At 74.6% G+C, this 23,559-nt stretch carries 15 protein-coding genes; 8 read left to right on the forward strand and 7 right to left on the reverse strand.

Annotation, left to right across the window (positions count from 1 at the left end; translation table 11 throughout):
* Positions 1-129 precede the first annotated feature (129 nt).
* From NH2_RS24390 to NH2_RS24405, 4 genes are read left to right on the forward strand one after another with little or no spacing between them, the layout of a single operon-like run.
* Positions 130-930, forward strand: coding sequence for an SGNH/GDSL hydrolase family protein (locus tag NH2_RS24390; RefSeq protein ID WP_067658996.1), 801 nt, complete (start codon positions 130-132; stop codon positions 928-930).
* 29 nt (positions 931-959) lie between these two features.
* Positions 960-1,514, forward strand: coding sequence for a hypothetical protein (locus NH2_RS24395; protein ID WP_067658999.1), 555 nt, complete (start codon positions 960-962; stop codon positions 1,512-1,514).
* Positions 1,515-1,560: 46 nt separating this feature from the next.
* Positions 1,561-2,067: a copper chaperone PCu(A)C gene (locus NH2_RS24400; protein ID WP_067659002.1), complete on the forward strand. Its 507-nt coding sequence runs from the start codon at positions 1,561-1,563 to the stop codon at positions 2,065-2,067.
* Entirely contained in the window at positions 2,060-3,235 is a 1,176-nt protein-coding gene (locus NH2_RS24405) for a Dyp-type peroxidase (protein WP_067659005.1), read from the forward strand. The genes NH2_RS24400 and NH2_RS24405 overlap by 8 nt, the downstream gene beginning before the upstream one ends.
* 43 nt (positions 3,236-3,278) lie before the next feature.
* Here the strand turns inward: NH2_RS24405 and NH2_RS24410 are convergent, their stop codons facing one another.
* Positions 3,279-3,629: a hypothetical protein gene (locus NH2_RS24410; RefSeq protein WP_067659008.1), complete on the reverse strand. Its 351-nt coding sequence runs from the start codon at positions 3,627-3,629 to the stop codon at positions 3,279-3,281.
* 34 nt (positions 3,630-3,663) lie between these two features.
* Positions 3,664-4,254 (reverse strand): HdeD family acid-resistance protein, encoded by a 591-nt coding sequence (locus NH2_RS24415; protein WP_067659010.1) that lies wholly within the window; start codon positions 4,252-4,254, stop codon positions 3,664-3,666.
* A gap of 199 nt (positions 4,255-4,453) precedes the next feature.
* Between NH2_RS24415 and NH2_RS24420 the strand changes: the two genes are divergently transcribed.
* Entirely contained in the window at positions 4,454-5,440 is a 987-nt protein-coding gene (locus NH2_RS24420) for a glycosyltransferase family 9 protein (RefSeq protein WP_067659012.1), read from the forward strand.
* A 3-nt stretch (positions 5,441-5,443) separates the two neighbouring features.
* Here the strand turns inward: NH2_RS24420 and NH2_RS24425 are convergent, their stop codons facing one another.
* Positions 5,444-5,740 carry an ArsR/SmtB family transcription factor gene (locus NH2_RS24425; RefSeq protein WP_067659245.1) on the reverse strand — a complete coding sequence of 99 codons (297 nt, stop codon included), beginning with the start codon at positions 5,738-5,740 and terminating at the stop codon, positions 5,444-5,446.
* Positions 5,741-5,948: 208 nt separating this feature from the next.
* Between NH2_RS24425 and NH2_RS24430 the strand changes: the two genes are divergently transcribed.
* Positions 5,949-6,587 (forward strand): M23 family metallopeptidase, encoded by a 639-nt coding sequence (locus tag NH2_RS24430; protein WP_067659013.1) that lies wholly within the window; start codon positions 5,949-5,951, stop codon positions 6,585-6,587.
* 138 nt (positions 6,588-6,725) lie between these two features.
* On the opposite strand, the gene NH2_RS24435 is transcribed toward NH2_RS24430, so the two are convergent.
* The gene (locus NH2_RS24435; RefSeq protein ID WP_067659248.1) at positions 6,726-7,046 is read right to left on the reverse strand and encodes a hypothetical protein; all 321 of its coding nucleotides are present in this window, start codon (positions 7,044-7,046) and stop codon (positions 6,726-6,728) included.
* A gap of 208 nt (positions 7,047-7,254) precedes the next feature.
* Between NH2_RS24435 and NH2_RS24440 the strand changes: the two genes are divergently transcribed.
* Together NH2_RS24440 and NH2_RS24445 are read left to right on the forward strand one after the other, a co-directional pair.
* On the forward strand, positions 7,255-7,590 hold the full coding sequence (locus NH2_RS24440) for an RNA polymerase-binding protein RbpA (RefSeq protein ID WP_067659014.1): 336 nt from the start codon (positions 7,255-7,257) through the stop codon (positions 7,588-7,590).
* Positions 7,591-7,656: 66 nt separating this feature from the next.
* Positions 7,657-8,082 carry a DMP19 family protein gene (locus NH2_RS24445; protein ID WP_067659015.1) on the forward strand — a complete coding sequence of 142 codons (426 nt, stop codon included), beginning with the start codon at positions 7,657-7,659 and terminating at the stop codon, positions 8,080-8,082.
* On the opposite strand, the gene NH2_RS24450 is transcribed toward NH2_RS24445, so the two are convergent.
* The 3 genes from NH2_RS24450 to NH2_RS24460 all read right to left on the reverse strand — a co-directional run bounded on the left by NH2_RS24450 (position 8,079) and on the right by NH2_RS24460 (position 23,526).
* Entirely contained in the window at positions 8,079-8,861 is a 783-nt protein-coding gene (locus tag NH2_RS24450; protein ID WP_067659251.1) for an ABC transporter permease, read from the reverse strand. The two genes, NH2_RS24445 and NH2_RS24450, sit on opposite strands and share 4 nt — an antisense overlap.
* A gap of 92 nt (positions 8,862-8,953) precedes the next feature.
* Positions 8,954-9,949 (reverse strand): ATP-binding cassette domain-containing protein, encoded by a 996-nt coding sequence (locus NH2_RS24455; RefSeq protein ID WP_067659018.1) that lies wholly within the window; start codon positions 9,947-9,949, stop codon positions 8,954-8,956.
* Positions 9,946-23,526, reverse strand: a complete 13,581-nt coding sequence (locus NH2_RS24460; protein ID WP_084505852.1) for a non-ribosomal peptide synthetase — start codon at positions 23,524-23,526, stop codon at positions 9,946-9,948. The genes NH2_RS24455 and NH2_RS24460 overlap by 4 nt, the downstream gene beginning before the upstream one ends.
* Between the last annotated feature and the right edge of the window lie 33 nt (positions 23,527-23,559).

Genomic DNA, 23,559 nt, shown 5'->3' on the forward strand with positions numbered 1-23,559 from the left:
GGACACAGAGAATGCCCAGGTCAGGGCGGTGCAAACCAGGCCGAATCACAGCCGTGTGACCCAGCACACGACGGCTGGCCGTCCCTATGGGTAAACCGCCTGTTCATCCGGCCCTCCTAGCCTCGGGACGTGCAGTGCTACACGCGCTTCGTCGCCATCGGGGACAGCCAGACCGAGGGGGTCGGCGACCCCGATGATTCCGGCGGGTTGCGGGGTTGGGCGGACCGCTTCGCCGACATGCTCGGTGGCGAGGCCCCGGAGTTCCGCTATGCCAATCTGGCGATCCGCGGCAGGCGGGCGGGGCAGATCCGCGCGGAGCAGCTGGAGCCGGCCCTGGCCATGCAGCCGGATCTGACCGCGGTGCTGGCGGGGCTGAACGACCTCATCCGGCCGCGCTTCGACCGGGAGGCGCTGCTCGCCGATCTGGCCGCGCTGATCGAGCCGTTCCGGGCGGCCGGTTCCACGGTGGTCACCTTCACCTTCCCCGATATCGGGGCGATCGCGCCGGTGGTGCGGCCGCTGGCGGGGCGGATCCGGCAGCTCAATGCCGATATCCGGGAGATGGCGGCGCGCTACGAGGCGGTGCTGGTGGATTTCGAGCCGGTGCCGGTGGCCGCGCACCGGCTGCTGTGGGCGCAGGACCGGCTGCACCTGAGCCCGATGGGGCACGAGATGGTGGCGCGGGCGGTGGCCGAGGCGCTGCGGGTGCCCGGCGCGGACGGGTCGTGGCGGCAGCCGCTGCCGCCGGTGCGGCAGCGGCGGGGCGAGCAGGTCTTCGACGAGCTGCGCTGGGCGACGGTGCACATGGTGCCGTGGCTGGTGCGCCGGGCGCGCGGGATCTCGACCGGTGATCGGGTGACGGCGAAGCGGCCGCAGCTCGCTCCGCTGCGCGGGAAGACAGAGCCGCTCCGGCGCTCCGTAGCGGGTTGATCTCCGACGCGCGGTAGTAGTATTGCCGCGTGCCGGACCGGATGACGCCCGTCGCGCCCTTGCGCGGGGCCTTCGTCGGGTCCGGCTCCGGGGCGGTGGCGGCGGCCGCGCACGCCATGGGCGGCGGGGTGGTGGCGCCCGGCGGGCCCGCGACGGCGGCGCTGCTCGCGGTCTGCTGCCTGGTCGGGGTGCTGGTCGAGGCGGTGCCGCAGCGGCCGGGGTTCGGGCGGCTGCTGCTGGTGCTCGCGCTGGGGCAGGCGGCCGGGCACTCGGCGCTGACGCACGCGCCCGAGCAGCACCACGGGGCGCATTCGAGCGCGGTCATGCTGGCCGCGCACCTGGTGGCGATTCCGCTCGGGGCGGTGCTCATCGGCGCGGCCGAGCGAGCGGCGGGCGCGGGGATCGCGGCGCTGGCGCGGCTCGCCGCGGTGCCCGGTGGTGCACACGCGGCGATCGTGCCGATACGAATCCGGCCGCGTCGCAGCAGTTTTCGCGCGGGGAGACCGGGCACGCTGGTGTCAGGGCGTGGGCTGCGGGGGCCGCCGGGCGGGGCGGGTCGCCCGCTGTACCGCCGGTTCGTGTGACCGGCGGCGATTCCCCCTTCCCTTTTCGCAGGTTCGGAGTTTCTCCATGGCTGTACTCTCCCCGCGCGCCCGGCGGCTCGTCACCGCGAGCGCCTTTCTCCCGCTGGTACTCGCGGGCTGCTCCACCCCCGCCGCCCCCGGCCGTTCGGCCGACGCGGTGACCGTCGGCGACCAATGGGTCAAGGCCGCGGACAGCGGCATGTCCGCGGGCTTCGGCGAGCTGCGCAATACCGGTGCCGAGGCGGTCACCGTGGTCGCGGCGAGCAGCCCGGCCGCGGGCCGGTTGGAGCTGCACGAGGTGGTGCCGGATGCCGAGGGCGCGATGATCATGCGCCCGAAGGACGGTGGCTTCACGATTCCGGCGGGCGGCGCGCTCACGCTGCGGCCGGGCGGCGACCACCTGATGTTCATGGAGCTCGGCGCGCCGCTGCGCACCGGCTCCACGACCGAGGTGGTGCTGACCTTCGCGGACGGCTCCAGCACGACCTTCAGCGCGCAGGTGCGCGATTTCGCCGGGGCGCAGGAGGAGTACGCCCCGGGGCACGGTGCCTGAGCGGAGCCGGTTCGGCCGGCGGCGGCTGCTCGGCGGCGGCGCCGTCGCGCTCGGCGCCGCCGGCCTCGGTACCGCCGCGCTGGCGGCGGGCCGGGCCGAGCCGGGCGACCCGGGGCTCGCGACCGAACCGTTCCACGGGGTGCACCAGGCCGGGATCGCCACCCGGCCGCGGGCGCGGATCAGCTACCTCGCCTTCGACCTGCGGCCCGGCGTCGGCCGGGACGACCTGGCCGGGCTGCTGCGGATCTGGACCGAGGACAGCGCGCGGCTCACCGCGGGACGTCCGGCGCTGACCGATACCGAGCCGGAGCTGGCACTGCGCCCGGCCCGGCTCACGGTGACGGCCGGGCTCGGCCCCGGCGCCTTCGCGGCGGCGGGGCTGGAGGCGGTCCGCCCCGAGTGGCTGGCGCCGCTGCCCGCCTTCCCGATCGACCGGCTCGACCCGCGCTGGTGCGGCGGCGACCTGCTGCTGCAGCTCGCCGCCGACGAGGCGACCGCCGTCGCGCACGCGGCCAGGGTGCTGGCCAGGAGCGTGCGATCGCTGGTCACCCCGCGCTGGGTGCAGCGCGGCTTCCTGGACGCGGCGCCGGGGCAGACTCCGCGCAACCTCATGGGGCAGCTGGACGGGTCGGCCAATCCGGAGGGCGCGGAGCTGGCGGGGCTGGTGTGGCTGGACTCCGGCCCGCTGGCGGGTGGCAGCGCGCTGGTGCTGCGCCGGATCGAGACCCAGCTGGACACCTGGGAGGAGCTCGACCCGGTGTCGAGGGAGCTCGTGGTGGGCAGGCGTATCGCCGACGGCGCTCCGCTCTCCGGCCACCGCGAGTCCGACGAGCCGGACCTCGCCGCCACCGACGCACTCGGGATTCCGCTCATCCCGCCCTCCTCGCACGTGGCGCGGGCGCGGCACGCGCACGCCGGCGAGCGGTTCCTGCGGCGGGCGTACAACTACGACGACCCGCCGGAGCCGGGGGCCACCTCGAACTCGGGGCTGCTGTTCGCCGCCTACCAGCGCGACATCGCCGCGCAGTTCCTGCCGGTGCAGCGGCGGCTGGCCGAATTCGACGCGCTCAACCAGTGGACCGCGCCGATCGGCTCGGCGGTCTTCGCCGTCCTGCCCGGGGTCCCCGCCCCCGGCGGCTACCTGGGGCAGCCGCTCTTCGAGGGCTGAAACGGGCGCCGCTCCCGCCTAGACGGCGGGAGCGGTATCCGGCTCAGGTCCAGAGCGTGGCGACGAGGACGTTGACCACGGCGAGCCCGCCCGCCGCGTCCGCCATCCAGGCGACCTGTTTGCCGCGCTTGGCATCGGCGTGCGCCACCTCGGCGAACCCGGCCACCGCGACGGCGATCACCAGCTTCACCCCGATCTTGACCATGTTCGGGTCCTTGCCGAGCGAGTCGATCGACTCGGCCAGCCCGACCAGGACGATCCCGGTGACCACCTGGGCGCGAGCGCCCCAGACCATCACCGGGTTCACCGCGGGGCGGCCCGCCGCCCAGCCGCCGACCACCGCGGCCATCCCGAGCAGGTGCGCCACGACCAGCACGTTGTAGACGAAATCCATGGAATCGCAGCCTAGTTCATGCGGAGCATATCTACTACACGGCGTCGTGCACCGCGCCGGCCCGCTCGCTGTCCCGCTTGACGCCCCAAGCCGTCGCGATCTCCATGATGCCGATCACCACCAGCCAGATGCCCGCCACCCAGGCCAGCGTGGCCACCGAGCCGACCGGCCAGATCACCAGCACCACACCGGCGATCGCGGTGACCACGCCGAAGAAGCCCTGCACGCCGCGGCCGGGCAGGTTCGGCTCGGAGACGGCGGCCATGACCGCGCCGATCCCGCGGAAGAGCCAGCCGATGCCGATGAAGATGCCGAGCAGCAGCAGCGAGGCGATCTCGTCGCGGAAGCAGAAGACGCCGAGCACGATCGAGAGCACGCCGCTGATGAAGGCGAGCACGCGCAGCCCGGTGCTCGCGGGCGCGCCGAACGCCGCGAGCAGCTGCAGCACCCCGCTGACCACCAGGTAGATGCCGAAGAGCACGCCGGCGACGGCGAGCGTGGCACCCGGCCAGACCAGGATCAGCACACCGAGGATCACCGAGAGGATTCCGGTGACGAGAATCGTTTGCCAGGCGGCGCGCGCGAGAGCTTGTACCGGGCCCTCGGCCGCTTCGGTAGTCGTCATGACGAGATGCTATGCCCGTTGTCGCAAGCAGCCGCGCTGATTTGCCGGGAGTTTCTCGTTCCGTGACCCGCGGCACTGGCCGCGGCGTTTACCCGGTGGTGGCGCCGGGTATTCGGTTGCGAGTGACTTTCGGCCCGGCGGACCGCCTTCCCGCGTCGGAGCCGTCCGGTGAGCATGGTGGAACGAGGAGACTTCTCAGGTGGCGGTTGTACTCGCGTTGCAGGCACGCGGCCTCGGTGACCTGCTCACCGCGGTCCCCGCGCTGCGGGCGCTGCGCCGGGCCCGGCCGGGTGATCACCTCGTGCTGGCCGCGCCGCGCAGGCTGAAGCCGGTCGTCGACCTGATCGCCTCCGTCGACGCCATCGCCCCCACCGGCCCCGGCGGCGAGCTGCGCTGGGACGGCCCCTGCCCCGACCTCGCGGTGAACCTGCACGGCCCGGACCCGGCGAGCATCCTGGCGCTGGCCGGGACCGAGCCCGCCCGGATGCTCACCTACCGCAGCGCCGCGCTGCCGCAGTGGGACGGCCCGGAGTGGGATCCGCTGGCACACCGGGTGAATCGCTGGTGCGCGCTGTTGGAGTGGAGCGGGATCACCGCCGATCCACGCAATCTGGGGCTGGTGCCGCCGGTCTCGACGGTCAGCAGGCGGGACTGCGTGGTGGTGCACGTCGGCGCGGGCGCCCCGGCCCGGCGCTGGCCCGCGGACCGATTCGCCGCCGTGGTCCGGCACCTGCTGGTGCTGGATCGGGAGGTGGTGCTCACCGGCGACGAGCACGAGCGCGAGCTCGCGCTGCAGATCGCGGCCCGCGCCGGGCTGCCGATCGGGCAGGTGCTCGCGGGCGAGCAGACCCTGCTGGAGTTCGCGGCGACGGTGGCCGAGGCGGCGCTGCTGGTCTGCGGGGAGACCGGAGCGGCGCACCTGGCCACCGCCTTCGGGACCAGGACGGTGCTGCTCTTCGGCCCGACCTCGCCGCGCACCGAGGGCCCGCCGCCGCACCTGCTCGGCAGGCACTCCGTGCTGTGGGCGGGCGACAGCGGCGACCCGGAGGCGCCGGAGCCGGACCCCGGGCTGCTCCGGCTCGGCAGCACCGTGGTCATCGAGGCGGTGGACAAGCAGCTCGGCAAGCGGCGCTGGCCCGGGGTCGGGCCGGAGCGCAGGCGGACGCCCTACCGCCGGGTCGGCTGAGCGTCAGGGCTCGGCGCTCCACGCCTCGTCGATCGCGGCCGCGTAGGCGGCGAGCGCGCTCGGCCAGTACCGCTCCACGTAGTCCCTGACGTCGGCGAGGCCGCGCGGGTCGAGGTGGTAGAGGCGGCGGTTGCCCTCCGGCCGCATCCGCACCAGCCTGGCCTCGCGCAGCACCCGCAGGTGCTGGGAGACCGCCGAGCTGGTGACGCCCACCCGCTCGGCCAGCTCGCCGACCGAGCGCGGGGCGGCGGGCAGCGCCTCGAAGATGGCCCGCCTGGTCGGGTCGGCGAGCGCGACCATGGCGCGCACTCCATTAGTCGGCACTAATCCAGTGTGCGCGTCGGCGGCCGTTTCCGTCAACCGTAACGGGGTTACCGAAAAGCCAGGTCATCCGGGAGCGCTGCGGACGACCAAGATCGAGGGCAGCGTTTCTACCTGGGGTTTCGCGCACGGTGAAGGTTGCCACAGAATTGCGGGCTGGGGTTTGCGCTGTCGTACGTTCGACGCCATGCCCGTAACCTTCTCGTTATCCGCGCGCCGCACCGTGACCCGGGCGGCCGCCGCTACCGCCGCCGTGAGCGCCGCGCTCGGGGTGATCGCGGTGGCCGGTCACGATCCGGCCCCCGCTGCCGCGGCCCGCCCCGAACTCGCCGCCGCCGTGACCCCGTGGGAGGCGCAGCGGCCGCAGACCGTGCCCGCGGCGGTGGTCGAGGAGCAGCACCGCTTCGCGGCCGAGGCGGCCAGGCCCAAGACGGTGCGCCCGGTGGCGGGCACCCTGACCTCGCTCTTCGGCGCGCGCTGGGGAGCGCTGCACGCCGGGCTGGACTTCGGCGACCCGATCGGCGCGCCGATCGCCGCGGTCACCGACGGCACGGTGCTGGAGGCGGGGCCTGCCTCCGGCTTCGGGCTGTGGGTCCGGGTGCAGCAGGACGACGGGACCGTCGGCGTCTACGGCCACGTCAACGACATCCTGGTGCAGGTGGGGCAGCAGGTGCGGGCGGGCGATGTCATCGCCACCGTCGGCAACCGCGGCTACTCCACCGGCCCGCACCTGCACTACGAGGTGCACGCGCCGGACGGCGCCAAGCTGGATCCGCTGCCCTGGCTGGCCGCGCGCGGCGTGGACGCGCACCGCCCCGCGGGCTGACCCTGCCGGAGTACGGCGGCGGCCTGGACCGGGCTGCTCGCGCCGACGCTGTGGCAGGCGCTGCGCGGGGTGCCGGCCGCCACGCCGGACGGGCCGGTGCCGCGCTGCTCGCGGCGGCGCTCGGGGTGGCGGCGGTGCTCAGCGCAGCCGCTCGGCGTCCCGGGCCAGCGACACGAGTTTCGCGCTGAGCGCGGCCAATTCGACGGCGCCCGCGCCCTCGTCGACGGCGGTCGCGACATCCTCGGCGGCGCAGCGGGCGGCGAACCAGCGGTCCGCGAGCGCGGCCGCCTCCTGGGCGCTGAGCACCACCGAGTCGGCCGGGATCCCGGAGCCCTTGAGGCTGTTCCGGTGTTCGTAGGCGCGCTGACGGCACGACTGACGGCAGTACCGGCGCCTGCGTCCGGCCTCCGACTCGACGATCTCCCGCCCGCACCACAGGCAGGACAGCAAGCGGCGCATGGGGCAGAACACTAGCCGTACCGCGGCCCCGGCGAGAACTCTCGGCCGGAGCGCGTGCCGCGGGCACCGGGCGGGGCGGGCACCTCGGGCGAGGCACTATCATGGAGGGGTTAGCCGGTTGCCCCGGGAACACCGGCTCGTCATCGAGCGTTGTACCGTGCGGCACCGGCCACGTTCGACACGACCTGGACTCGAGGGAGAGGGACACATGGCAGATCGCGTACTCCGGGGCAGCAGGCTCGGAGCGGTGAGCTACGAGACCGATCGCGACCACGACCTCGCGCCGCGCCGCATCGCCCGCTACCGCACCGACAACAACGAGGAATTCGACGTCCCGTTCGCCGACGACGCCGAGATCCCGCCCACCTGGCTCTGCCGCAACGGCCAGGAGGGGGTGCTCCTCGAGGGCACCGCGCAGGAGGCCAAGAAGGTGAAGCCGCCGCGCACGCACTGGGACATGCTGCTGGAGCGGCGCTCCAAGGACGAGCTCGAGGAGCTGCTCAAGGAGCGGCTGGAGCTGCTGAAGACGCGCCGCCGGGGTTGACCGCGCACGACGAAGGCTCCCACCGCGACGGGTGGGAGCCTTCGTCGTGCCCTAGGCTCGGCGCTCGTGAGCGTGTACAACGAACGGCTCCAGCGGCTGGCACAGCGCGCGGCCGAGCTGCTGGAGAATGCCGACGAACTCGAGGAGCGGCGGCGTGACCTGGCCTACCTCACCGTGCTGGCGGCACACTTCGACTACCAGGTGAAGAACGGCGGCTTCGCACAGCTGATCCACAACATGGGCAGCGAGCGGCTGGAGGACCTGGACGGCATGCTGCGGGCGGTGGACGCGCCGGTCGCGCTCGACTTCTACGTGCGCGCCGTCACCCGCTGCACCGAGCGGCTCGACGACTACCACCAGCTGCTGGCCGACTTCGCCGCGCCGACGCAGCTGGCGGTCGAGCTGACCGGGATCAGCGTCGAGTACCTGCGCGGCGACGTCGGCTTCGACGCCGAGATCGCGCCCTTCCTCGAGGTCGCGGACGCCCTCTAGCGGCTCGCGACCTTGCGGTAGCGCAGCAGCGCCAGCGGCATGGCGACCGCCAGGATGGCGAGCGAGCAGCCGATGGAGTAGAGCACGGCGTTGTCGGCGACCCAGCCGGTCGCCGGGATGAAGGTCGGCGGCGAGCTGTTGCCGAAGAGCTGCCGCCCCGCGGTGGAGACCGCGGTGATCGGGTTCCACTCGGCGATGTTCTTCAGCGGGCCGGGCAGCGTCTCCCCGGAGATGAATGCCGAGGAGATGAAGGTCAGCGGGAAGAGCCAGATCAGCCCGGCGCTCTGCGCCACCTCGACGGTGGGCGAGAGCAGCCCGGTGAGCGCGCCCACCCAGGACATGGCGAAGGCGAAGAGCAGGATCACGCCGAAGGCGAGCAGCGCGTCGCCGATCGAGCCGTTGATCCGCCAGCCCACGATCAGCCCGCAGACCACCATGACGATCAGGCTCAGCACGTTCACCACGAGGTCGGAGAGGGTGCGGCCCATGAGCACCGCGAGCCGGGACATGGGCAGCGCCCGCATCCGGTCGATGATGCCCTTCTGCAAATCGCCCGCGAGCCCGACGGTGGTGAAGGCGGCATTGAAGGCGACGGTCTGGGTGAAGATGCCCGCCAGCAGGAACTCGCGGTACTGGTCGCCGCCGAGCGAGGCGCCGAAGATGTAGGCGAAGACGAAGACGAACATCAGCGGCTGGATGGTCGCGGTGACCAGCAGCGTCGGCACCCGCAGGATGGTGAGCAGATTGCGGTGGGCGACGATGGCGCTGTCCCGGAAGATCCGGCCGCGGGGTTCCGGCTCGGGCGCCGAGGCGGCGGCGGGCTCCTGGCGGGCGTGCTTGCCCCGCTTCTCCAGGACCTGGGTACTGCTGGTCACGACAGGATCTCCTCGGGAACGTCGTCGGTTTCGGGCTCCGGCTCGCGCTCCGCGGCGGGCGCGGTGCCGGTCAGGGAGAGGAAGACGTCGTCGAGGCTGGGGCGGTGCACCTCGGCGTCGACCACGCAGACCCCGGCGTCGTCCAGCCGGCGCAGCGCCTCGACCATGGTGCGCGAGCCCTCCCCCACCACGATCGAGACCTGGTCGGTGCCGGATTCGTGCTGCGGCTCGCCGAGCCCGATCTGGGCGAGCACGGACTTGGCCAGCGCGGTGGCCTGGCCCGCGGCCAGCGTGACGGTGAGCCGGTCGCCGCCGATCGAGGTCTTGAGCTCGTCGGCGGAGCCGCGCGCGATCACCCGGCCGCGGTCGATCACGGTGATCCGGTCGGCCAGCTGGTCGGCCTCCTCCAGGTACTGGGTGGTGAGCAGCACGGTGGTGCCGTCGTCGACCAGGTCGCCGATCACCTGCCACATGTCGAGCCTGCCGCGCGGGTCGAGGCCGGTGGTCGGCTCGTCGAGCACCACCACCGGGGGGCGCGCGACCAGCGCGCCCGCCAGGTCGAGGCGGCGGGCCATGCCGCCGGAGTAGGTGCCTGCGCGGCGCGCGGCGGCGTGCTCGAGGCCGAAGGCGCCGAGCAGCTCCTCGGCACGCGCGGTCGCGCGCTTGCCGGACATACCGTAGAGCCTGGCCACCATGCGCAGGTTCTCGAAGCCGGTGAGGTTGGCGTCGACCGCGGCGTACTGGCCGGAGAGCCCGATCAGCTTCCTGGCGGCGGCCGGGTCGCCGAGCACGTCCACCCCGGCCACCCGCACGGTTCCCGCGGAGGGGCGGAGCAGGGTGGTGACGATCCGGACGGTGGTGGTCTTCCCGGCGCCGTTGGGGCCGAGCAGCCCCATCACGGTACCGGCCGGGATCTCCAGATCGATCCCGTCGAGCACGCGAATCTTGCCGTAGCTCATGCTCAGGTCGCTGACGTCGACGGCGAGGCTCACCGGCTCACCTCTGCTCGGGCACTCATCGATTCTCCTGTCCCCCCGCCACCGCCGAGCCGGGCCCGCAGGACCGGGCCGATCACGGCGAGCGCTTCGGGTGTGGTCATGTCCGCGTGCCTGCAGGGCAGCGCGTGATCGTGGATGTCGCCGGCCACGAACGGCCGCCAGGCCGCCGCGCACCGGTCCGGGTCGGCGCGGTTGATCTCGTCCTCGGCGGCGGTGAAGAAGAGCAGGTCGCCGTCGAAGACCCGCGGCCGGAAACCGTGCGCCATCACGGTTCCCGCGCGGTACCCCTCGTACAGCCGTTCCAGGTGCTCTCCGGTGAGCGCCGCGAACGGCCCGTTCTCCTCGCGCAGCAGCGCGGCGGCCCCGGCCAGGTCGAGCGCGGGGTCCAGGTCGTCGGCGGCGATGCCGCCGAACTCGGCGACGATCTCCGCCACGCTCGGCATGGCGAGGTCGAGCAGGTCGTCGGAGAGCCGGTAGCTGTCCAGCAGCCCGAGCAGCGCCACCTGCTCGCCCTGCTGCCGCAGCCGGGTCGCGATCGCGTGCGCGATGAGCCCGCCGAGCGACCAGCCGAGCAGGTGGTACGGGCCGCTCGGCTGCACCGAGCGGATGTGCTCGATGTAGCGGTTGGCGGCCTCGGAGATGCTGCCGAACGGCTTGTCGCCGGTGACGTGCGGCGCTTGCAGCCCGTACACCGGGCGGTCGCTGTCCAGGTGCGCGAGCAGCCCGGAGTAGCACCAGGAGAGCCCGATCGCGGGGTGCACACAGAAGAGCGGCTCGGCGTCGCCGGTGCTCCGGATGGGCAGCAGCGGGGCCAGCGGGTCGATGCTCGCGCCGCCGGAGAGGCCCGCCGCGATGGCGGCCGGGGTGGCCGCGCCGAACATCTGCTGCACCGCCACCTCGATCCCGGCGTCGCGCAGCAGCCCGACCACCCTGGTGGCGAGCAGCGAGTTGCCGCCGAGCTCGAAGAAGCCGTCGTCGGCGCCGACCCGCTCGATCCCGAGCACCTCGGCGAAGGCGGCGGCGATCGCCGTCTCCAGCGGGCCGAGCGGGGCGCGGTAGCCGTGCGCGCCGCCGAAGACCGGCGCGGGCAGCCGGGCGCGATCCAGCTTGCCGACCGGGGTCAGCGGCAGCTCGTCGAGCAGCATGATCGCCTGCGGCACCATGTAGTTCGGCACCTGCCCGGCCACGTGCGCGGTGAGCTGCGCCGCCGTCGGCGCGGTGCCTGCCCGCGGCTTGACGTACGAGACCAGCGCGGTGGCGCCCGCCTCGGTGACGTGCCCGACGGTGAGCGAGTACTCGACCTCGCCCTGGCTCGCCAGCGCGGCGTCGATCTCGCCGAGCTCGATCCGGAAACCGCGGATCTTGACCTGGTGGTCGGAGCGGCCGACGTACTCGATCTCCTTGCCGGAGCGGCGGCCGGGCAGCTCGGGGGCGCCGGTCTCGCGCCAGCGCACCAGGTCGCCGGTGCGGTACATGCGCTCGCCGGGCTTGCCGTACGGGTTGGCGACGAAGCGCTGCGCGGTGAGCCCCGGCCGGTTCAGGTAGCCGCGGGCCAGCGCGTCACCGGCCAGCTGCAGCTCGCCGGTGACCCCGACCGGCGCCGGGTGCAGCCGGGAATCCAGGATGGTGGCCGCGACGCCGCGGATCGGGCCGCCGATGGTGATCGGCGCACCGGGCGCCATGGGCTGGGAGATCACCGTGACGATGGTGGTCTCGGTGGGGCCGTAGACGTTGTAGAGGTTGCGGCCCGGCGCCCAGCGGCTGACCAGGTCCGGCGGCAGCGCCTCGCCGCCGACCAGGATGTGCGCCAGGTCGACGACGCCGCCGGGGTCGACGGTGCCGAGCGCGGCGGTGGTGATGAAGGCGTGCGTGATCCGCTCGCCGACGAAGACCTCGCGCAGCCCGTCGCCGCCGACCACGTCCGGTGCCGCGATGACCAGGGTGGCGCCGCCGCCGAGCGCGAAGAGCAGGTCGAGCATGGCGGCGTCGAAGCTCGGGGTGGCGAAGTGCAGTACCCGGGAGCCGGGCCGGACGTCGAAGCGCTCGGCCAGCTCGGCGGCGAAGTTGGAGAGCCCGCCGTGCGTCACCACGACCCCCTTGGGGGTGCCGGTGGAGCCCGAGGTGTAGATGACGTAGGCCGGGTTCTCCAGCCGCAGCGGCGCGGGGCGCTCGGCCTCGGCCAGCGGGCTGTCCTCGGAGGCGAGCACCGCGGCCCTGGTGTCGGGGTCGTCGAGGACCAGCCAGTCCACGGTGTTCGGCAGGGTGTCGCGGTGCGCGGCCAGGGTGAGGCCGAGCGCGGCGCCGGAGTCGGCGAGCATGTGCGCGATCCGGGCGGCCGGGTAGCGCGGGTCCACCGGGACGAAGGCGGCGCCGGTCTTGACCACCGCGAGCACCGTCGCCACCGACTCCACCGAGCGCGCGATGCCGAGCGCGATCAGCGTCTCCGGGCCGACGCCGCGGCGGATGAGCAGCCGGGCCAGCCTGCTGCTCCAGCGGTCGAGCGCCTCGTAGGTGACGTCGGTGCCGTCGGCGCGCAGCGCGACGGCGTCCGGCTCGGCGGCGACCGCGGTGGCGAAGACCTCGGGGAAGGTGAGCGGGCGGGCGGGTTCGGCGCCGTGCACCGGGGCCAGCCCGGACCACTCCGCCGGGTGCAGCAGGTCCAGGTCGCCGACGGCGGCGGCCGGGTTGCCCGCCACCGCGGTGAGCAGCCGGACCAGCCGCTCGCCGAGGCCGAGCGCGCTGTTGTGGTCGAACAGGTCGGCGGCGTAGTTCACGCCGACGGTGATGCCGCCGGGCTCGGCGGCGCCGTGCTCGGTGAGGGTGAACTGCAGGTCGAACTTGGCGATGCCGGCGTCCAGGTCGACCGGCTCGATCTGCAGCCCGGGCAGCTCCAGCGGTCCCACCGGCTCGTTCCGCACCGAGAGCATGACCTGGAAGAGCGGGTGGTGGGAGCGCGAGCGGACCGGGTTGAGCACCTCGACCAGCCGCTCGAAGGGCAGGTCGGCGTGGTCGAAGGCGTCCAGGTCGGACTCCCTGACCCGGGCCAGCAGGTCGTCGAAGCGCTGCCCCGGCTCCACCTTCGTGCGCAGGACAAGGGTATTGACGAACATGCCGATCAGCCCGTCGAGCTCGCGGTCGCCGCGGCCCGCGTGCGGGGTGCCGACGGTGACGTCGCCGGTGCCTGCCATCCGGTGCAGCAGCACCGCCAGCGCGGCGTGCAGCAGCATGAACATGCTGACGCCCGCGCGCTCGGCGATGCGCCGCAGCTCGCGGTGGGTGAAGGCGTCCACCTCGGTCTCGGCGGTGCCGCCGCGGTGGCTCGGCACCGGCGGGCGCGGGCGGTCGGCGGGGAGCGCGAGCAGTTCGGGCAGCTCGGCCAGGGCCTCCCGCCAGTAGGCGAGCTGGCGGTGCGCGGGCGCGGCCGGGTCGTCCTCGGCGCCGAGCGCGTCGAGCTGCCACAGCGTGTAGTCGGCGTACTGCAGCGGCAGCGGCTCCCACTCCGGCGCGGTGTCGAGCCGGGCCGCCCGGTAGGCGATCGCGATATCGGCGGCCAGCGGACCCAGCGACCAGCCGTCCACCGCGATGTGGTGCACCACCACGGCGAGCACGTAGTCGTCGATCGGCCCGCCGGAGGCGACGTGCAGCAGCGCGGCGCGCACCGGGACCTCGGTGGCGAGATCGAAACCGGGCGCGGTGAACTCGGATATCGCCGTGACCACCTCGGACGGCCGCACCGAGTCGAAGGCGACCGGGACGGTGGCGGCGGCGGCGTCGAGGATGCGCTGCACCGGCTCGCCCTCGTGCTCCGGGAAGACCGTGCGCAGCGTCTCGTGCCGCTCCTGCACCGCGACCAGCGCGGAGGCGAGCGCCTCCAGATCCAGGCTGCCGCGCAGCCGGAGGACCAGCGGGACGTTGTAGGCGCCGCGCGCGCCGCTCTCCTCGAACCGGTCGAGGAACCACAGCCTGCGCTGGGCGGCGGAGAGCGGAATGTGCTCCGGGCGCGCAACCGCGACCGGGCGCGCGACCCGGGTGGCCGGTTCGGCGCGGTCGATGCGGGCGGCGAGCGCGGCGACGGTGGGCTCGGCGAAGACCGTGCGCACCTCCAGCCGGACCCCGGTCTGCTCGGCCAGCCGGGCGACCAGCCTGGTGGCGAGCAGGGAGTTGCCGCCGATGTCGAAGAAGCCGTCGTCGGCGCGCACGGTGTCCTGGCCGAGCAGCTCGGCCATGGTGGCGGCGACCAGCCGCTCGGCCGGGGTCTCCGCGGCGCGACCACCGCCGGTGCCCGGAAGCGGTTGCGGCTCCGGCAGTCTCGCGATGTCGAGCTTGCCGACCGGGGTCAGCGGGATCTCGTCGAGCACGGTGAGCGCGGAGGGCACCATGTGCGCGGGCAGGCTGCGGGCCACGTGGGCGCGCAGCGCCTCCACGCCGATCCCGGCCGCCCGGTCGGCGGGGTGCACGAAGGCGGCGATCCGGTCGGCGCCCGCGATCGTGCGCACCTCGGTGTGCGCGAACCGCACCGATGGGTGCGCGGTAAGCGCGCCGGTGATCTCGCCGAGCTCGATCCGGAAGCCGCGCATCTTCACCTGGTGGTCGCTGCGGCCCAGGTAGCGCAGCGCGCCGTCGGGGGTCCAGCGCACCACGTCGCCGGTGCGGTAGAGCCGGGCGCCGGGCTCGGTGGGGTCGGCGACGAAGCGCGCCGCGGTCAGCCCGAAGCGGTCCAGGTAGCCGCGGGCCACGCCGTAGCCGCCCAGGTACAGCTCGCCGGGGACGCCGACCGGCACCGGCCGCAGCCGGTCGTCGAGCACCAGCGCGCGGGCGCCGCGGACCGGGGTGCCGATATCGATCGGGCCGCCGACGGTGAGCGGGCGCGAGATGGTCGCCACCACGGTGGTCTCGGTGGGGCCGTAGACGTCGAACATGCGGCGGCCGGGGGCCCAGCGGGCGACCAGCTCGGCGCCGACCGCCTCGCCACCGACCAGGAGCGAGCGCAGCTCGGGCAGCGGCCAGCGCTCGTGGTCGACGGTGGCCAGCGCGGCCGGGGTGAGGAAGAGGTGCGTCACCCGCTCGCGGGCGAGCAGCGCGCCGAGCTCGTCGCCGCCGAAGACGTCGGTCGGGCAGAGCACCATGGCCGCGCCCGCGTTGATGGTGAGCAGCAGGTCGAGCATGGCGGCGTCGAAGCTGGGGGTGGAGAAGTGCAGGGTGCGCGAGTCCGGGGTGACCTCGGCGCGGGCGCCGAACTCCGCAGCCAGCCCGGCCAGGCCGGTGTGCGTGACCGCCACGCCCTTGGGAGTGCCGGTGGAGCCCGACGTGTAGATGACGTAGGCGAGGTCGTCCGCGCGGGCCGGGCGGTCGCGCTCGGCGCCGGTGAGCGGGCGGCCGGAGTGCGCGGCGAGCTCGCTGACGAGCTCCGGGTCGTCGAGCAGCAGCCAGGAGGTGCCGCCGCCGTCCGCGGCGGCCAGCGCGGCCGCGTGCGCGGAGCGGGTGAGCCCGACCAGGCAGCCGGAGTCTGCGAGCATGTGCCGCAGCCGGTGCGCCGGGTAGGCGGGGTCGAGCGGGACGTAGGCCGCGCCCGCGGTGACCACGGCCAGCGCGGCGGCCACCGAGTCGATGGAACGGGTGAGCCCGAGCGCGATCCGGTGGCCGGAGCCGATGCCGCGGGCGCGCAGCATGCGGGCCAGCCTGTTGACCCGCTCGGCGAGCTCGAAGTAGTCGAGGACGGTGTCACCGGAGCGCACGGCGATGCGGTGCGGGTGGTCGTAGGCGGTGCGCTCGAAGTACTCGGCCAGGGTGACCGGGGCGGCGGCGGGGCCGCCGTGCGCCGGGCTCAGCGCGCTCCGCTCCCAGTCGGTGCGCAGGTCGATGCGGTGCACCGGGCGATCCGGGTCGGCGGCGACCGCGGCGAGCACGGTGCGCAGCCGCTCCCCGATCGTCTCGACCGTGGTGGCGTCGAAGAGCTCGGTGGCGTAGACGAATTCGAGCTCGTCGCCGAGGCCGGCCGGGGCCCGCAGCTCCAGGTCGAACTTGGCACGGGCGATATCGAGCGCCCGCGCGGTGACGGTGAGCCCCGGCAGCGCGAGATCGGGGTGCGGCTCGTCCTGCACGGTCAGCGCGACCTGGAAGAGCGGGTGCCGCCCGCTGCCGCGCACCTCGGCGCCGAGCGCGGCGACCAGCAGGTCGAAGGGCAGCTCGGCGTGCTCCATGGCGGCCAGCTCGGACTCCAGGTCGGCGGCGAGCAGCGCGCTGAAGGCGGCGTCCGGGTCGACGTCCGAGCGCAGCACGACGGTATTGACGAACATGCCGACCAGCTCGTGCAGCTCCGGCGCGGAGCGACCCGCGACCGGGGTGCCGATCACCACGTCGCGGCCGCCGGTGAGCCCGCGCAGCAGCACCGCCAGGGCCGAGCGCAGCACCATGAACGGGCTGACGCCGCGCTCCCCGGCCAGCCGCCGCAGCGCGGCGCGCAGCCCGGCGGGCAGCGGCACCCGCACGGTGCCCGCCCGCCGGGTGGGCTCGGCCGGGCGCGGCCGGTCGTAGGGCAGCGGGAGCTCCTCCGGCAGGTCGGCCAGCGCCGCGCGCCAGTGCGCGAGCTGGGCGGCGGCCGGGCTCTCCGGGTCGTCGGTGGCGCCGAAGCGGGCGCGCTGCCACAGCCCGAAGTCCGCGTACTGCACCGGGAGCGGCGCCCAGCTCGGCGCGTTCCCGGCCGCGCGGGCCAGGTAGGCGGCGCCGAGATCGCGGGTCAGCGGGGCGAGCGAGGCGCCGTCGGCGGCGATGTGGTGCAGCACCACGGCGAGCACGTGCTCGTCCGGGGCGGTGCGCACGAGCGCGACCCGCAGCGGCGGCTCGGTGCCGAGCTCGAAGCCGCGCTGCGCGAGCGCGGTCAGCGCCTGGGTGGCCTGTTCGGCGTCGACCGCGTCCTCCACCGGCAGCGCCGGGGTGGCCGCGACCGTCGGCAGGATGCGCTGCACCGGGCCGTGCTCGTCCTCCGGGAAGACGGTGCGCAGCACCTCGTGCCGCTCCACCAGGTCGCCGAGCGCGGAGCGCAGCGCGGCGACGTCGAGCTCGCCGGTGATGCGCAGCGCCACCGCGATGTTGTAGGCGCTGTTCGCCGGGTCGTACCGGTTCAGGAACCAGAGCCGCTGCTGCGGCAGTGCGAGCGGGATCCGCTCCGGGCGCGGGCCCGCGGTCACCCGGACCCGCTCGCTGCGCGGCGAGACCGCGAGCGCGGCAGCGATATCCGCGACGGTCGGCGCCTCGAAGACGGCCCGCACCGGGAGTTCGACGCCGAACTCGTCGTGCAGCGCGGCCACCAGCCTGGTGGCGAGCAGCGAGGTGCCGCCGATCTCGAAGAAGCCGTCCTCGGCGCCGGTCACCGGCTGCCCGAGCACCGCGCCGAAGAGCGCCGCGACCCGGCGCTCGGTCTCGGTGCGGGGGGCGCGCGAGCCCGCGGTGGCGTCGAAGACCGGGTTGGGCAGCGCGCGCCGGTCCAGCTTGCCCGCGCCGGTCACCGGCATCCGGTCCAGGACCAGCAGCGAGGCGGGGACCATGTAGCCGGGCAGTCTGCCGCGCACCCCGGCGAGCACGTCGGCGGGGGTCAGGTGCTCGGCCCCGGTGACGTAGGCGGCGAGCCTGGTGTGGCCGGCGGAGTCGGTGTGCGGCACGGTGACCGCGCCGGTGACGCCGGGCTGGGCGCGCAGCGCGTGGTCGATCTCGCTGAGCTCGACCCGGAAGCCGCGGATCTTGATCTGGTCGTCGGCGCGGCCGAGGAAGCGCAGCGCGCCGGTGCGGTCGGCGACCACCAGGTCGCCGGTGCGGTACATCCGCTCGCCGCGCCGCCCGTACGGGTTGGCCGGGAAGCGGGCCGCGGTGAGGCCGTGCTTGCCCAGGTAGCCGCGGGCGACGCCGGGGCCGGAGAGGTAGAGCTCGCCCGGCGTGCCCGGCGGCACCGGGCGCAGCCGCCCGTCCAGCACGAACAGCCGCATGCCGCGCACCGGCATGCCGAGCGGCACCGGCGCGCCGGGCACCATGGGCGCCGAGGCGGTGGCGGCCACGGTGGCCTCGGACGGGCCGTACATGTTGTGCATGCGGTATCGCGCGCCCCAGGTGCGCACCAGGTCGGCGGAGACCGCCTCGCCGCCGACGATCACGGTGCCGAGCTCGGCGAAGGGCTCGGCGGACGGCACGGTGGCCAGCGCGGCCGGGGTGACGAAGGCGTGCGTGACCCGCTCATCGCGCAACAGCCGCGCCAGCTCGGCGCCGCCGTAGATGTCGTCGGGGGCGACCACGACGGTGGCGCCCGCCGCGAAGCCGAGCAGCAGCTCCAGCACCGAGGCGTCGAAGCTGGGCGAGGAGAAGTGCAGCGTGCGGGAGCGGTCGGTGACGCCGAAGAGGTAGCGCTGCTCGGCGGCGAGCGAGGCGATCCCGGCGTGCGTGACGACCACGGCCTTGGGCTTGCCGGTGGAGCCGGAGGTGTAGATCAGGTAGGCGGGGTGCGCGCCGCGCAGCGGGCGCTCCCGGTCGGCGTCGGTGAGCGGGCGCGGCGAGGTCGCGGCGCAGGCCTGCTCCAGCTCCGCGGAGTCGAGGACCAGCCACTCCAGCTCGGCCCTGTGGTGCCTGCCCTGCACCGCGAGGGTGCGGCGCGGCAGCCCGTCGGCGCTGCGCGCGACGGTGAGCCCGAGCGCGGCGGCGGAGTCGATGAGCATGTGCTCGATCCGGTCGGCGGGGTAGCGCGGGTCGACCGGGACGTAGGCGGCGCCGGTCTTGGCCACCGCCCAGATCGCCACGATCGCCTCCGGGCTGCGCGGGATGGCGACCGCGACCACCATCTCCGGGCCCGCGCCGTGCCCGGCCAGCACCCGGGCCAGCCGGTTGGCGCGGGCCTCCAGCTCGCCGTAGCTCAGGCTCGTGCCGCGGTATCGCAGCGCGGTGACCTCCGGTGCGCGCTCGGCGACCGCGCCGAAGAGCCCGGCCAGGGTGACCACCGGCTCGGCCGGGCCGCCCGCCAGCGGCAGGAAGCGGCCGGTCTCCCTGAGGTCGAGCAGGTCGATATCGCCGACCGGGCGCGCGGGGTCGGCCACCACCGCGGTCAGCACGGCGACGAAGCGGCGCGCGACGGCGGCGACGGTGGCATGCTCGAAAACGTCGGCGGCGTAGCCGAATTCGCCGGTGAGCGGGGTGTCCTCCCCCGCGTCGTGCACCTCGAGCCGGAGGTCGAACTTGGCCACGTCGGCATCCAGGTCGATGCGCTCGGTGCGCACCCCCGGCAGCTCGACGGCGAGCTCGGGGCCGTTGTCGTAGGCCAGCATGACCTGGAAGAGCGGGTGCCGCGCGGTGCTGCGCTCCGGGTTGACCAGCTCCACCAGCCGCTCGAACGGGACGTCGGCATTGGCGAAGGCATTGAGGTCGGTGTCGCGGGCGTGGTCGAGCACCCGGGTGAAACCGGCCGCCGGGTCGACCGCGGTGCGCAGCACGAGGGTATTGACGAACATGCCGACCAGCTCGTCCAGCTGCGGGTCGGAGCGGCCCGCGATCGGGGTGCCGACGGCGATGTCGCGGGTGGCGCAGATCCGGGCGAGCAGGGTGGCGAGCGCCGCGTGCAGCACCATGAACATGCTGACCCCGCGCTCGGCGGCGAGCGCGGCCGCGGCGGCCCTGGTCTCCGCCGGGACGGTGAAGGGCACCCGGCCGCCCTCGGTGCTCCGCCTGCGCGGGCGCGGGCGGTCCAGCGGGAGGTCGAGCTGGTCAGGCAGCCCGTCGAGTGCGCCGCGCCAGTGCGTGAGCTGCCTGCTCAGCGCGCTGCCGGAGTCGGATTCGTCGCCGAGCAGGGCGCGCTGCCAGAGCGCGAAATCGGCGTACTGCACCGGCAGCGGGGGCCAGGCGGGCGCCCGGCCATCGGCCCGCGCGGCGACCGCGGCGGTGAGGTCGCGGACCAGCGGCGCGAGCGACCAGCCGTCGCCGCAGATGTGGTGCAGCACCGCGACGAAGACGTGCGCGGCCGGCCCGGTGCGCCAGAGCGCGACCCGGATCGGGGCCTGCTCGCGCAGGTCGAAGCCGTAGCCGGTGAACTCGGCGACCAGCGCCGCCACCTGCTCGGGCGGGGCGGGCACCGGGTCGAGGGTGAGCGGGATGTCGGCGGCGGGGTGCACCCGCTGCGCCGGGCCAGCGGGGGTCTCCGGGAAGGTGGTGCGCAGGCTCTCGTGCCGCTCCAGCACGTCGCGCAGCCCGGCGCGCAGCGCGGTGACGTCGAGCGGGCCGTCGATGCGCAGGGCGAGCGGCATGTTGTAGGCGGCGGCCTGCTCGTCGATCCGGTTCAGGATCCAGAGCCGCTGCTGGGCCGGGGAGAGCGGCACGTGCTCCGGGCGCGGTCCGGCGGCGAGCACCGGTGCGGCGCGCTCGTCGGTGTGCCCGGTGCAGCGCTCGGCCAGCGCGGCGACGGTATCTGCCTCGAAGAGGTCGCGGATGGTGAGCCCGGTGCCGAGCAGCGCGTTGATCCTGGCGATGGCGCGGGCGGCGATGAGCGAGTTGCCGCCGAGCGCGAAGAAGCTCTCGGTGACGCCGACCTCGTCGAGCTCCAGCAGCTCGGCCACGATGCCCGCCACCGCACGCTCGACCTCGGTGCGCGGACGGGTGCCGCCGGCCGGGCGCTCGGGGGCGGCGGGCGCGGGCAGCGCCTTGCGGTCGATCTTGCCGTTGGCGCTGAGCGGCAGCTCGTCCAGCTCGACCAGCTGCGCGGGCACCATGTAGGCGGGCAGCAGCGCGCGCACCCCGGCCAGCAGGGCGTCCCGGTCGAGCGGGCGGTGCGCGCCGGGCGCGGCCACCACGTAGCCCACCAGCTCGGCCCCCACCCGCCCGGTGTGCGCCACGCAGACCGCGCGCGCGACCGCCGCGTCGGCGAGCAGCGCGGCCTCGATCTCACCCAGCTCGATGCGCTGGCCGCGGATCTTCACCTGGAAGTCGCTGCGCCCCAGGTACTCCAGCGCGCCGTCGGCGCGCCAGCGGGCCAGGTCGCCGGTGCGGTAGAGCCGCTGCCCCGCGGTGAACGGGTCGGCCACGAAGCGGTCCGCGGTGAGCTGCGGGCGGCCCAGGTAGCCGCGGGCCAGCTGCACCCCGGCCAGGTACAGCTCCCCCGAGACGCCGGGCGGCACCGGCCGCAGCCGGCCGTCGAGCACGTAGGTGCGGGTGTTCCACACCGGCGAGCCGATCGGCACGCTCGCCGGGTCCGGCGGGCAGTCCCACGCGGTGACGTCCACCGCGGCCTCGGTCGGGCCGTAGAGATTGTGCAGCCGTACCCGGGGCAGCGCCGCGGCGAAGGCGCGCACGGTGGCGGCGGGCAGCGCCTCGCCGCTGCAGAACACCCGGCGCAGCCCGGCGCAGCCGCGCACGTCGGTGTCGGTGACGAAGACCGAGAGCATGGACGGCACGAAGTGCGCGGTCGTCACCGAGCGCTCGGCAATGGTCCTGGCCAGGTAGTCCGGGTCGCGGTGGCCGTCCGGCGCGGCGATCACCAGCCGCGCGCCCACCTGCAGTGGCCAGAAGAACTCCCAGACCGAGACGTCGAAGGTGGCCGGGGTCTTCTGCAGCACCGCGTCGGTGTGGTCCATCGGGTACTCGTGCTGCATCCAGCGCAGCCGGTTCACGATGGCCGCGTGCGTCACCGTCACGCCCTTGGGCCGCCCGGTCGAGCCCGAGGTGAAGAGCAGGTAGGCCGGGTTGTCCGGGCGCAGCGGCGAGCGGCGGTCCCGGTCGGTGACCGGGGCGGGCGATTCGGCACCGAGGTCGATGGTGTCCAGCGCGAAGCGGGCGACGTCGGCGGGCAGCGGCACCGCGTCCCGCTCGGTGGTGAGCACCGCGACCGGCGCGGCCTGCTCCAGGATGCCCGCCAGCCGCTCGGCCGGGTGGTCGGGGTCGAGCGGCAGGTAGGCGGCGCCCGCCTGCATCGCCGCGTACATCCCGACCACCAGCTCCACGCTGCGCCGGATGGCGAGCGCGACCACCCGCTCCGGGCCCGCGCCGCGCGCGATCAGGAAGCGGGCCAGCCGATTCGCCCTGCGGTCCAGCTCGGCGTAGCTCAGCAGCTCGTCGCCGCACTCCAGCGCGGGCGCCGCCGGGTTCGCGGCCACCGCGCCGGCGAAGAGCTCGGCGAGCGTGCCCGGCCGCAGCGGCATCGCGGTGTCGTTCCAGCCGTGCAGCACCCGGTGCCGCTCGTCCGCGGTGAGCGCGGAGAGCACGTCGGCCCCGGTCTCCGGGCGGGCGGCGAGGAAGCGGCCGAGGAAGTCGCGGAAGCGGGCGTGCTGGGCGGCGACCTCGGCGGCGCGGTAGCGCGCCGGGTTGGCCTCGAAATCCAGGTGGATCTGACCGTCGATGCCGTTGTAGACGTTGATCGACAGGTCCTCGACCGGCCCGGTGGCCAGCACGTGCATGGAGCCGAGCATGTCGCCGAGGCGCAGCTCGTTCTTGAACAGCATGATGTTGACCATCGGCCCGAAGAAGCCGCGCGCGGCGCGCGAGTAGCCGCCGTCGCGGCGGATGTCGTCGTGCCGGTACAGCTGGTGCCGGAGCGCAGCGGTGACCTGCAGCTCGGTCGCCCGCACCACGTCGGCGAGCGTGGTCTCCGGCGTGAACTCGATGCGCAGCGGCACCACGTTCGACACCACGCCCGCCGAGCGGCGCAGCGCCATCGTGGTGCGGCCGGAGACCGGCAGGCTGAGCAGCACATCGGAGCGGCCGGTGACGGCGTGCGCGTAGCAGGCGGCGGCCGCCACGAAGAGCACGGCGTTCTTCGCGTCGTGCGCGCTGCCCGCGGCGGCCAGCGCGGCGGCGGTGGGCTCGTCAAGCACGGCGGCGGTCAGGTGCCTGCCCGGGGCGTCCGGCACCTCGGCGAGCGGGCTGCCGTCCAGGCTCACCGGCTCCCCCGCGCCCGCCAACTGCGCACGCCAGTGCTCGCGGTCGGCGAGGAAGCGCGCGGAATCGCGGTAGCGGGACTGGTTCTCGTAGATCTCGGTGAGCGGGGCCGCACGCGAGACGGTGGGCTCGGTGCCGTCGGTGGCGGCGGTGTAGATCTCGGCGGCCCTGGTCAGCACGTTCATCGCGCCGTAGCCGTCGACCAGGATGTGGTGCGCGCGGACGTACCAGAGGTGGTGGGCGTCGCCGATGCGCAGCACGGCGTTGGTGGAGAGCGGATCCCGTTCGATATCCACCGGCGAGGCGGCGTGCTCGGTCATCCAGCGGAAGGCGGCGGCGCGCGGATCGGGCTCGCCGCGCAGGTCGAGCCGCAGCCACTCCGAGCCGACCTCGGGGTCGACCACCTGGTAGGGGACGCCGTCCTCCTCCACCAGCCGGACCTGGCCGACCTCGGCCTCGGCGCCGCACCGCTCGATGGCGTAGTGCAGCCTGCCGGTGTCCAGCTCACCCCGGAGCTCGACGTACTGCGCGATGATCAGCGGCACGTCCGGGCGCAGCCGCTGCGCGTAGTAGAGCGCGCTCTGCGCGGGCGAGAGGGGGAACGGCTCGACGCCGTCCCGGATAGCACAGGGGGAGGCACATTGGTCGACCCGGTCGGTGGCCAATGAACTCATCAATCACTCCGTTCTGCCGCACACGTCGCATCT

The organism is Nocardia harenae NBRC 108248 (genome assembly GCF_001612885.1).
In the GTDB taxonomy this organism is placed as follows: domain Bacteria; phylum Actinomycetota; class Actinomycetes; order Mycobacteriales; family Mycobacteriaceae; genus Nocardia; species Nocardia harenae.

Bases quoted from the DNA above. Each gene is read 5' to 3' on its own strand.
- NH2_RS24400 (WP_067659002.1), top strand. From the start codon at position 1,561: ATGGCTGTACTCTCCCCGCGCGCCCGGCGGCTCGTCACCGCGAGCGCC.
- NH2_RS24410 (WP_067659008.1), bottom strand. From the start codon at position 3,629: ATGGATTTCGTCTACAACGTGCTGGTCGTGGCGCACCTGCTCGGGATG.
- NH2_RS24415 (WP_067659010.1), bottom strand. From the start codon at position 4,254: ATGACGACTACCGAAGCGGCCGAGGGCCCGGTACAAGCTCTCGCGCGC.
- NH2_RS24425 (WP_067659245.1), bottom strand. From the start codon at position 5,740: ATGGTCGCGCTCGCCGACCCGACCAGGCGGGCCATCTTCGAGGCGCTG.
- NH2_RS24430 (WP_067659013.1), top strand. From the start codon at position 5,949: ATGCCCGTAACCTTCTCGTTATCCGCGCGCCGCACCGTGACCCGGGCG.
- NH2_RS24435 (WP_067659248.1), bottom strand. From the start codon at position 7,046: ATGCGCCGCTTGCTGTCCTGCCTGTGGTGCGGGCGGGAGATCGTCGAG.
- NH2_RS24440 (WP_067659014.1), top strand. From the start codon at position 7,255: ATGGCAGATCGCGTACTCCGGGGCAGCAGGCTCGGAGCGGTGAGCTAC.
- NH2_RS24460 (WP_084505852.1), bottom strand. From the start codon at position 23,526: ATGAGTTCATTGGCCACCGACCGGGTCGACCAATGTGCCTCCCCCTGT.